This window comes from Streptomyces sp. NPDC057617 (genome assembly GCF_042800555.1).
Taxonomy (GTDB): Bacteria; Actinomycetota; Actinomycetes; order Streptomycetales; family Streptomycetaceae; genus Streptomyces.
Genome location: NZ_JBHVGV010000005.1, coordinates 226,855 through 233,738, shown reverse-complemented (window position 1 = coordinate 233,738; position 6,884 = coordinate 226,855). Strand labels below are relative to the sequence as shown.

5 protein-coding genes are annotated in these 6,884 nt (G+C 69.8%); 4 read left to right on the top strand and 1 reads right to left on the bottom strand.

Going from position 1 to position 6,884, the window contains the following annotated elements:
• Positions 1–3: 3 nt before the first annotated feature.
• Both ACFU9P_RS14995 and ACFU9P_RS14990 read left to right on the top strand, forming a co-directional pair.
• Positions 4–945 (top strand): carbohydrate ABC transporter permease, encoded by a 942-nt coding sequence (locus ACFU9P_RS14995; protein ID WP_384081011.1) that lies wholly within the window; start codon positions 4–6, stop codon positions 943–945.
• Positions 945–1,862: a carbohydrate ABC transporter permease gene (locus ACFU9P_RS14990; RefSeq protein ID WP_384080493.1), complete on the top strand. Its 918-nt coding sequence runs from the start codon at positions 945–947 to the stop codon at positions 1,860–1,862. Before ACFU9P_RS14995 ends, ACFU9P_RS14990 begins: the two co-directional genes overlap by 1 nt.
• 51 nt (positions 1,863–1,913) lie before the next feature.
• Here the strand turns inward: ACFU9P_RS14990 and ACFU9P_RS14985 are convergent, their stop codons facing one another.
• Complete coding sequence (locus ACFU9P_RS14985) at positions 1,914–2,939, bottom strand: ATP-dependent 6-phosphofructokinase (protein WP_046501258.1); 1,026 nt, start codon at positions 2,937–2,939, stop codon at positions 1,914–1,916.
• Between the two features lie 431 nt (positions 2,940–3,370).
• Between ACFU9P_RS14985 and pta the strand changes: the two genes are divergently transcribed.
• Together pta and ACFU9P_RS14975 are read left to right on the top strand one after the other, a co-directional pair.
• Complete coding sequence (gene pta / locus ACFU9P_RS14980; protein WP_384080489.1) at positions 3,371–5,464, top strand: phosphate acetyltransferase; 2,094 nt, start codon at positions 3,371–3,373, stop codon at positions 5,462–5,464.
• A gap of 74 nt (positions 5,465–5,538) precedes the next feature.
• Positions 5,539–6,777: an acetate kinase gene (locus tag ACFU9P_RS14975; RefSeq protein WP_384080486.1), complete on the top strand. Its 1,239-nt coding sequence runs from the start codon at positions 5,539–5,541 to the stop codon at positions 6,775–6,777.
• Positions 6,778–6,884: the final 107 nt, after the last annotated feature.

The following is a 6,884-nucleotide window of genomic DNA, read 5'->3' as shown; positions in this document are numbered from 1 at the left end:
CACCTGCCGGTGGGAAAGCCCGCGGGCCCGGCGGCCGGAGACCCCGCCGCGGACCCGGCGAGCGCCCCGGAGGCGGCCGGGCGTGCACGGAAAGTGCGGCCCTGGCGGTGGTTGCCCCTTGCTCCCGCCACCCTCCTGCTGCTCCTCTTCCTCGCCGGGCCCATCGTCTACTGCGTCTGGATCGCCTTCACCAACACCCAGTTGACCGGCTCGTCCTCCTCCGACTTCGTCGGGCTCGCCAACTTCCGGCGGGCGTTCGCCGATGAGGACTTCCGTAACGCCGTCTGGCTGACCCTCGTCTTCACCGTCGTCTCCTCGATCCTCGGGCAGAACACCCTCGGGCTGGCGCTGGCCGGGCTGATGCGGGCCGCGTCGCGGCCCGTCCGTACGCTCACCGGGGCGCTGGTGATCGCCGCCTGGGTGCTGCCCGAGATCGTCGCCGCGTTTCTGCTGTACGCGTTCTTCCGTCGCGAGGGAACCCTCAACGCGATCCTCGACTGGCTTCAACTGCCGTCCCAGCACTGGCTGTTCACCCTGCCGATCCTGGCCGTGTCGTTCGCCAACGTCTGGCGCGGCACGGCCTTCTCGATGCTGATCTACTCCGCCGCGCTCTCCGAGATCCCCAAGGACATCACCGAGGCGGCGCAGGTCGACGGCGCGGGCGGGGTGCGGCGGGTCTGGTACATCACCCTGCCGATGATCCGCCGCTCCATCGGGACAAATCTGATGCTCAACACCCTGTCCACGCTCTCCGTCTTCGGGCTGATCTGGGCGATGACGCGCGGCGGTCCGGGCAACCGCAGCCAGACCCTGCCGGTGTTCATGTACGACCAGGCGTTCCTGAAGAGCCTGATCGGGTACGGCACGGCGGTGGCGCTGCTTCTGCTGCTGGTGGGCTCGCTGTTCTCGCTGGTCTATCTGCGGCTGATGAGGGTGGAGGTCTGATGGCCCGGTCACTCGGACTCACGCGGCCCGCGCCGGCCCGCCGCGCACCCGCCCGCCGCACGCTCACCCGGCGTACCCGCGGCGGGCCCGTACTCACCCAGCGCAACCGCAGCCGGCTCGCAGCCGATGGAGCCCTGCTGCTGACCGCCGCCGCCTTCGCGCTGCCGCTGCTCTGGCTGGTCCTGGCGTCGGTCGACGCGGACGCCGATATGCGCGTACGGGCACCCGCCTCGGTGACCGGGGAGAACTTCAGCGCCGTCCTCACCGACGAGATCACCTTCACGCCGATGCTCAACAGCCTGCTGCTGTGCGGCAGCGCCACCGTGCTCGCCGTCGTGTGCGCGGCGCTCGCGGCGTATCCGCTCTCCCGCTACCGCTCGCGCTTCAACCGCCCGTACCTGCTGACCATCCTGTTCACGACATGTCTGCCGGTCACGGCGATCATGGTGCCGGTGTACGGGCTGTTCGTACAGGTGGATCTCATCGACACCATGTACGGTACGTCGCTCTTCCTCGCCACCTCCCAACTCCCGTTCTCCATCTGGCTGATGAAGAACTTCATGGACGGGGTGCCGACGATCCTGGAGGAGGCGGCCTGGACGGACGGAGCGTCGCACACCCAGACGCTGACCCGGGTGGTCCTGCCGCTGATGGGCCCCGGGCTGACGGTGGTGACCATCTATACGTTCATCCAACTCTGGGGCAACTTTTTCGTACCGTTCATGCTGCTTCTGACGCCCGAGCAGCTCCCGGCCTCGGTCTCGATCTTCACCTTCTTCGGCAACTACGGATCGGTGATCTACGGTCAGCTCGCCGCGTTCTCGATCCTCTACTCGGCGCCGGTGCTGGTCCTGTACATCCTGATCTCGCGGCGCCTGGGCGGGGGTTTCGCGCTGGGCGGCGCCGTGAAGGGCTGAGCGCCCGGCGTGAAGGGCTGAGCCACAGGGCCCGGGGCGGGGTCAGAATCCTCAGAAAACGCTCTCAGCCTCGAACATCCGGTCCTCCGGCACCGTCTTCAGCCGAGTCACCGCCTCCGCCAGCGGCACCATCTCCACCGCCGTCCCCTTCAGCGCCGTCATCACCCCGAACTCGCCCCGGTGCACCGCCTCCACCGCGTGCCAGCCGAAGCGGGTCGCCAGCACCCTGTCGTACGCCGTCGGCGTGCCGCCGCGCTGGACGTGCCCGAGGATGACCGGCCTGGCCTCCTTGCCCATCCGGCGCTCCAGCTCCGCCGCGAGCCGGTTGCCGATGCCCCGGAAGCGCTCGTGCCCGAACTGGTCGATCTCGCCCTTGCCGTACTCCATCGAGCCCTCGGCCGGATGCGCGCCCTCGGCGACACAGATCACCGCGAACTTCTTGCCGCGCGAGAACCTCGCCTCGACCATCTTCACCAGGCTGTCCACCTCGAAGGGCCGCTCCGGCAGACAGATCCCGTGCGCGCCGCCCGCCATCCCGGACTCCAGCGCGATCCATCCGGCGTGCCGCCCCATCACCTCGACGACCATCACCCGCTGGTGGGACTCGGCGGTGGTCTTGAGCCGGTCGATCGCCTCGGTGGCCACGGTGACGGCGGTGTCGAAGCCGAAGGTGCGGTCGGTGGCGTAGATGTCGTTGTCGATGGTCTTCGGTACGCCGACGACGGGCATCCCGGCGTCCGCGAGCAGCCGGGCGGCGGTCAGGGTGCCCTCGCCGCCGATCGGGATGAGCGCGTCGATCCCGTATCGCTGCGCCAGCTCGGCGCAGTTCTCGGCGGCTTCGCGCAGCCGGCCGCGCTCCAGCCTGGCCGAGCCCAGGATCGTACCGCCGCGGGCCAGGATGCCGCTGACGGCGTTGAGGTCGAGCGGGCGGAAGTGGCCGTCGAGGAGTCCCTTGAACCCGTCCTCGAATCCGATGACTTCGTCGCCGTATCCGGTCAGGGCACGGTGCACGACCGAGCGGATCACTGCGTTCAGGCCGGGACAGTCGCCGCCTGCGGTGAGAACTCCGATACGCATCGTGCTGGGTCTCCTGCTCGCTAGTGCCGTGCTTCTCCGGCCCGCCGCCGTGCCGTCACCGTGCCACCGCTTGTCGTGCCACCGCTGTGCCGCCGTGCTTCCCGGAAGGCGCTCTCCGCCCTCCGCGCGTGAGCCTGCCCCGATCCTGCCATGGTGATCGGCGTCACGTGCCGGGCGGTCCGCCTGTCGGACGCGCTGTCGGCGGTGCTGTCGATCGGTCCGGAGGCCGGTTCGTACACCTCGCCGTGCACGCCCGTACACCTCCGCGTACGGGCCCCACATAGCAGCTCGCCTAACTACCCTCGGAGGTACTGTCAAGAGGGCATTGTCGCCCCCAGGGCATCACAGACAGCACGGGCATCAAACACAGCACGGGCACCACAGGCAGCACGAGCACCACAGGCAACGGGCAGAGGGACGGGAGAGCACGCGTGACGCGCAGCGTGTACGTGACCGGGATCGACCGCGGGGACGGCCGCCAGGTCGTCGAGCTGGGAGTCATGGAGCTGCTGACCCGCCAGGTGGACCGGATCGGGGTCTTCCGCCCGCTGGTCCACGACGGCCCCGACCGGCTCTTCGAGCTGCTGCGGACCCGCTACCGGCTGTCACAGGACCCGGCGACGGTCTACGGCCTCGGCTACGACGAGGCGTCCGCGCTCCAGGCCGAGCAGGGCACCGACGAGCTGGTCTCACGGCTGGTGGAGCGCTTCCATCTGGTGGCGCGGGAGTACGAGGTGGTGCTCGTCCTCGGCACGGACTTCGCGGCCACCCAGCTTCCCGACGAGCTGGCGCTCAACGCGCGGCTGGCCAACGAGTTCGGCGCGTCCGTGATCGCGGTGGTGGGCGGCAAGGGCCAGAGCGTCGAGTCCGTACGGGCCGAGGCCGGCAACGCCCACCGCGCCTATCACGTCCTGGGCTGCGATGTGCTGACAGTGGTCGTCAACCGGGTCGCCCCCGAGGACCGTACGGCGATCGCCGAGGGGATGACCGCGCTGCTGCCGGTGCCCTGTTACGTACTGCCCGACGAACCGGCGCTCGCCGCCCCGACCGTCGCCCAGATCACCCAGGCCCTCGGCGGCACCGTACTGCTCGGGGACGATTCGGGTCTGGCCAGGGACGCGCTGGACTTTGTCTTCGGCGGCGCGATGCTGCCGAACTTCCTGCGCGCGCTGACCCCCGGCTGCATGGTGGTGACGCCCGGCGACCGCGCCGATCTGGTGGTGGGCGCCCTCGCCGCGCACTCGGCGGGCACCCCGCCGATAGCGGGGGTGCTGCTCACCCTCGACGAGCGGCCGGGCGACTCGGTCCTGACCCTGGCAGCGCGGCTCGCGCCCGGCACCCCGGTGATTTCGGTGCCGGGCCGTTCCTTTCCCACCGCGGCCGAACTATTCGGCCTGGAAGGGAAGTTGAACGCCGACACCCCGCGCAAGGCGGAGACCGCGCTCGGTCTGTTCGAGCGCCATGTGGACACGGCCGATCTGCTGGCCCGGCTGTCGGTGGTACGGAGCAGCCGGGTGACGCCGATGATGTTCGAGCACGAACTGCTCAAGCAGGCGCGCGCCCACCGCCGCCGCGTCGTGCTGCCCGAGGGCACCGAGGAGCGCGTGCTGCGCGCCGCCGATGTGCTGCTGCGCCGTGATGTGTGCGATCTGACCCTGCTCGGCGACACCGGAACCATCCGCAAGAAGGCCGCCGACCTCGGTATCGATCTCGGCGCCGACCGGGTCCAGCTCATCGATCCGGCCGCCTCGGAGCTGCGGCAGCGGTTCGCCGAGCGGTACGCGGAACTGCGCGCCCACAAGGGCGTGACGGTGGAGCTGGCGTACGACATCGTCGCCGACGCCAACTACTTCGGCACGCTGATGGTCCATGAGGGCCTGGCCGACGGCATGGTGTCGGGCTCGGTGCACTCCACGGCCGCGACGATCCGCCCGGCCTTCGAGATCATCAAGACCCACAAGGCCGAGGGCGCGGCCTCGATCGTCTCCTCGGTCTTCTTCATGTGCCTCGCCGACAAGGTGCTGGTCTACGGCGACTGCGCGGTCAACCCGGACCCGGACGCCGCGCAGCTCGCGGACATCGCCGTCCAGTCGGCGGCCACCGCCGCCCGGTTCGGGGTCGAGCCGCGGATCGCGATGCTCTCGTACTCCACCGGCACCTCGGGCTCGGGGGCGGATGTCGACAAGGTGCGGGAGGCGACGAAGCTGGTGCGGGCGGCCCGCCCGGATCTGCTGATCGAGGGCCCGATCCAGTACGACGCGGCGGTCGAGCCGTCCGTCGCCGCGACCAAGCTGCCGGAGTCGGAGGTGGCGGGGCGGGCGACCGTACTGGTCTTCCCGGACCTCAATACGGGCAACAACACCTACAAGGCCGTGCAGCGTTCAGCGGGCGCGGTGGCCGTGGGCCCGGTGCTCCAGGGGCTGCGGAAGCCGGTCAACGACCTGTCGCGCGGGGCGCTGGTGCAGGACATCGTGCACACGGTGGCGATCACCGCGATCCAGGCGCAGGACGACGGCTCGGCGTGAGCCGGAAGCGCCCCCATCTTTGCCTCCCACCTTTTCCCCTACCGAAGTTTCCCCCTACCGAAGGCCGACAGCCCGTGAGTTCGCATGAAGCCGCCACCCGAGTCCTGGTCCTCAACTCCGGTTCCTCGTCGCTGAAGTACCAGCTCCTGGACATGCGGGACGGCTCCCGGCTCGCGGTCGGACTGGTCGAGCGGATCGGTGAACGTACCTCCGCGCTCGTACACACCCCGGGGGCGTCGGGCGGCGGGGGGAAGCGTGAGCGTACGGGCAGGATCGCGGACCATGAGGCGGCGCTGGAGGCGGTCGCGGCCGAGCTTGGGCGCGACGGCCTCGGGCTGGACTCCCCCGAGCTGGCGGCGATCGGCCACCGGGTCGTGCACGGCGGGCTCAGGTTCAGCGCCCCGGCCCTGATCGACGACGACGTGCTGGCGGAGATCGAGCGGCTGGTGCCGGTGGCGCCGCTGCACAATCCGGCGAACCTCACGGGTATCCGTACGGCGCGGGCGCTGCGCCCGGACCTGCCGCAGGTCGCGGTCTTCGACACCGCGTTCCACACGACGATGCCGGAGTACGCCGCGCGCTACGCCATCGACACCGCCACGGCCGACGCGCACCGTATCCGCCGCTACGGCTTCCACGGCACCTCGCACGCGTATGTCTCGCGCAGGACCGCCGAGTTGCTGGGCAGAGACCCGTCCGAGGTAAATGTGATCGTGCTGCATCTCGGCAACGGCGCCTCGGCGTCGGCGGTCGAGGGCGGCCGGTGCGTGGACACCTCGATGGGGCTGACTCCGCTGGAGGGGCTGGTGATGGGTACACGGTCCGGTGACATCGATCCCGCGGTCACCTTCCATCTCAAGCGGGTGGCCGGAATGTCCGTCGACGAGATCGATGAACTTCTCAACAAGAAAAGTGGTCTGGCCGGCCTCTGCGGGGACAACGACATGAGGGAGATCCAGCGCCGTATCGACGAGGGGGACGAGCGGGCACGGCTCGCGTTCGACATTTACATCCACCGGCTGAAGAAGTACATCGGCGCCTACTGCGCGGTCCTCGGACGGGTGGACGCGGTGGTCTTCACGGCCGGTGTGGGGGAGAACGCGGCGGCGGTACGGGAAGCCGCCGTGGCGGGTCTGGAGACATTCGGGCTGGCCGTGGACGCGGACCGCAATGCCGTACGTTCCGGGGAGCCGCGGATCGTCTCGCCGGACGGGGCGCGGACCGCGGTGGCGGTGGTCCCGACCGACGAGGAGCTGGAGATCGCACGGCAGACCTTCGCTCTCGTCGGCGGGGACCGGACGCTTATCTCCTGAGCCGTCTCCTGAGCGGGTGAGCCATCTTCTGAGCGGGCGACTATCGACCGGTTATCGACTGAGCGGCAGTCCGCCCATTTGTACTTTCCACCAGACGGAATATTCCG

Coding starts and splice junctions, on each gene's coding strand:
- ACFU9P_RS14990 (WP_384080493.1), top strand. CDS start 945: ATGGCCCGGTCACTCGGACTCACGCGGCCCGCGCCGGCCCGCCGCGCA.
- ACFU9P_RS14985 (WP_046501258.1), bottom strand. CDS start 2,939: ATGCGTATCGGAGTTCTCACCGCAGGCGGCGACTGTCCCGGCCTGAAC.